General features: G+C 66.1%; 2 protein-coding genes. Both read right to left on the bottom strand.

Going from position 1 to position 384, the window contains the following annotated elements; translation table 11 throughout:
* Window positions 1-184: hypothetical protein (locus D7X55_RS47465; protein WP_199747513.1), on the bottom strand; the 184-nt coding region annotated here is incomplete at its 3' end.
* A 16-nt stretch (window positions 185-200) separates the two neighbouring features.
* The coding region (locus D7X55_RS47460) for a DUF6384 family protein (protein WP_199747512.1) at window positions 201-384 on the bottom strand (184 nt) is incomplete at its 5' end.

The following is a 384-nucleotide window of genomic DNA, read 5'->3' as shown; positions in this document are numbered from 1 at the left end:
GCGCATCGGTGGCGGCCTCGGCCTGCAGGCGCGCCAGGGCGTTGAAGTCGTCGCGGACCCGCCCGTGCAGCGCTTCCTGTTCCTTGATCAGCTCCCGGCACTGGTCGCCACGCGCGGCCAGTTGTGCCTGCACCTGGCCGATATCGGTTTCGACATCGGCAATCGCGTCGTTCAGGTCTCTCATGTCAGTTCCTTACCCATCACCATTGGGTGATGTAGCCACCGGTGGCGGGCATGCGGAACCGCGGCGACAGGCTGCCGCGCGGCTTGCTGCCGATCTGGTCGTCTTCGATGATGCCGTTGTCCTGCTTGTCGGCGGCAACCCGGTTGTAGGTGGCCTCGGGCACGCGTACGGCAAACACCGAGACCCGTTCCTCCTTGCCG

It is taken from the genome of Corallococcus sp. AB049A, from assembly GCF_003668885.1.
GTDB lineage: Bacteria > Myxococcota > Myxococcia > Myxococcales > Myxococcaceae > Corallococcus > Corallococcus interemptor.
The sequence above is the reverse complement of the archived record's forward strand: the minus strand, read 5'-3'. Positions and strand labels throughout refer to the sequence as shown.